The 2515-nt window shown below is 71.0% G+C and carries 1 protein-coding gene and 1 pseudogene; one reads left to right on the forward strand and one right to left on the reverse strand.

Going from position 1 to position 2515, the window contains the following annotated elements; all coding sequences use genetic code 11:
* Positions 1 to 124, forward strand: a pseudogene (locus A5646_RS22160) (TetR family transcriptional regulator); the annotation flags it as partial.
* Between the two features lie 15 nt (positions 125 to 139).
* On the opposite strand, the gene gcvP reads toward A5646_RS22160, so the two are convergent.
* Positions 140 to 2515: aminomethyl-transferring glycine dehydrogenase (gene gcvP, locus A5646_RS22165; protein ID WP_067024209.1), on the reverse strand; the 2376-nt coding region annotated here is incomplete at its 5' end.

Here is a 2515-nt window from a genome sequence, read left to right on the forward strand (position 1 = left end):
CATTTCGCTGATCAAGACGCCGCAATCGGCCATCCCGATTTACAACCTGAGCCAGGCCCGCGATTTCGCCCGCCGGTATCTGGTGCCGTTGGTGGTGCCGGCCCCGGCGACGACGCCCGGCTGAGGGCCGGCCGGACCGTCAGGCGAATGCCTCCACCGGCGGGCACGAGCAGACCAGATTGCGGTCGCCGTAGGCGCCGTCGATGCGACGCACCGGCGGCCAGACCTTCGGCCGGAACTCCTTGCCCAGCGGGTAGGCAGCCTGCTCCCGGGTGTACGGGTGGTCCCAGTCGCTGACCACCAGGCACTCGGCCGTGTGGGGTGCACCGCGCAGCGGGTTGTCTTCAGCAGGCCACTCCCCCGCGCCCACCCGGTCGATCTCGGCGCGGATGGCGATCATCGCGTCACAGAACGCGTCGACCTCGGTCAGGCTCTCGCTCTCGGTGGGCTCCACCATCAGCGTGCCGGCCACCGGGAAGCTCATGGTCGGTGCGTGAAACCCGTAGTCCGCCAAGCGCTTTGCCACGTCGTCGACGGTGACTCCGGTGGATTTGGTGATGCCCCGCAGGTCCAGGATGCACTCGTGGGCGACCATGCCGTTCTCGCCGGTGTAGAGCACCGGGAAGTACTCGTCGAGTCGCCGGGCGATGTAGTTGGCCGACGTGATCGCGGTCAGCGAGGCCGCGCGCAGCCCCTCGGCGCCCATCATCCTGATGTAGGCCCAGCTGATCGGCAGGATCGAGGCCGACCCGTAGGGCGCCGCGGACACCGGGTGGCCCTGGGGTAGTTCGGGGGCGTACGGATGCCCGGGCAGGAACGGCGCCAGGTGCGCGCGCACCGCCACCGGCCCCACGCCGGGCCCCCCGCCGCCGTGCGGGATGCAGAACGTCTTGTGCAGGTTCAGGTGGCTGACGTCGCCGCCGAACTTGCCCGGCCGGGCCAACCCGACCAGCGCGTTGAGGTTGGCGCCGTCGACGTACACCTGGCCGCCGGCGTCGTGCACCGCGGCGCAGATCTCGGCGATGTCGTGCTCGTAGACGCCGTGCGTGGACGGATAGGTGATCATCAGCGTGGACAGCCGGTCGCGGTGCTCGCCGACCTTGGCGCGCAGGTCCTCGAGATCCACGTCGCCGTTGGTGTGGCAGGCCACCACCACGACCCGCATCCCGGCCAGGGCCGCCGAGGCCGCGTTGGTGCCGTGTGCGCTGGACGGGATGAGGCAGATGTCGCGGTGCGGTTCCCCGCGGCTGGCGTGGTAATCGTGAATGGCCAGCAGCCCGGCGTACTCGCCCTGCGACCCGGCGTTGGGCTGCAGCGAGACGGCGTCGTAGCCGGTGATCTGCACCAGCCAGGTCTCCAAGTCGGCGATCAGGCGCCGCAGCCCGGGGGTGTCGGACGCCGGCGCGAAGGGATGCTGGCGGGCGAATTCCGGCCAGGTGATGGGCTCCATCTCCGCGGCGGCGTTCAGCTTCATGGTGCACGACCCGAGCGGAATCATGCTGCGGTCCAACGCGATATCCTTGTCGGCCAGCGCGCGCAGGTAGCGCATCATCGCGGTCTCGGTGCGGTACTGGGTGAAGGCGGGGTGGGTGAGGAACTCCGACGTGCGGGTGACGATGCCGGCGTCGGCACCCGCCTGCCCGGTAGGTCGCACCCCGAAGGCGTCGAGCACGGCGGCGACGTGCTCGTCGGTGGTGGCCTCGTCGCAGGCCACCGACACGTGGTCGTCGTCGACCCGCCACAGGTTGATGCCCTTGGCCTTGGCCGCGGCGATCACCTCGGCGGCGCGCCCGGGCACTCTGGCCAGCACGGTGTCGAAGTACTTGTCGTGCACCAGCGCATCGCCGAGCGCGGCGGCGATAGCCCCGGCGTGGCCGTGGACGCGGCGCGCGATCGCCGTCAGCCCCTCGGCGCCGTGGTAGCTGGCGTACATCGCGGCCATCACCGCCAGCAGCACCTGCGCGGTACAGATGTTGCTGGTCGCCTTGTCGCGGCGGATGTGCTGTTCGCGCGTCTGCAGCGCCAGCCGGTAGGCGGGCGAACCGTCGGCGTCCAGCGACACCCCGACCAGCCGGCCCGGCAGCTGACGCGCGTGGTTGGCGTGCACCGCCAGGTAGCCGGCGTGTGGTCCCCCGAATCCCATTGGCACGCCGAATCTTTGGGTGCTGCCGAAGGCGACGTCGGCGCCGATCTCACCGGGCGGCGTGACCAGCGTCATGGCGAGCAGGTCGGCGCCGATGGCGACCAATGCGCCGCGCTCGTGGGCCTGCTCGACCAGGGCCGACCAGTCGGTGACCCGGCCGCTGGCCCCCGGCAGCTGGGCGATGACGCCGAAGAAGTCCCCGTCGGGCAGGCCGTCACGCAGGTCGGCGGTGACGATCTCGATGCCCAGCGGCTTGGCCCGGGTGGCCACGATGGCCGCGGTCTGGGTGAACAGGTCGGCGTCCATCACCAGGCGGTTGGCCTTGCCACGAGCCGCCCGGTGCATCAGCGTCATGGCCTCCGCCGCCGCGGT

Source organism: Mycobacterium sp. 1245499.0 (genome assembly GCF_001673615.1).
GTDB classification, from domain to species: domain Bacteria; phylum Actinomycetota; class Actinomycetes; order Mycobacteriales; family Mycobacteriaceae; genus Mycobacterium; species Mycobacterium europaeum_A.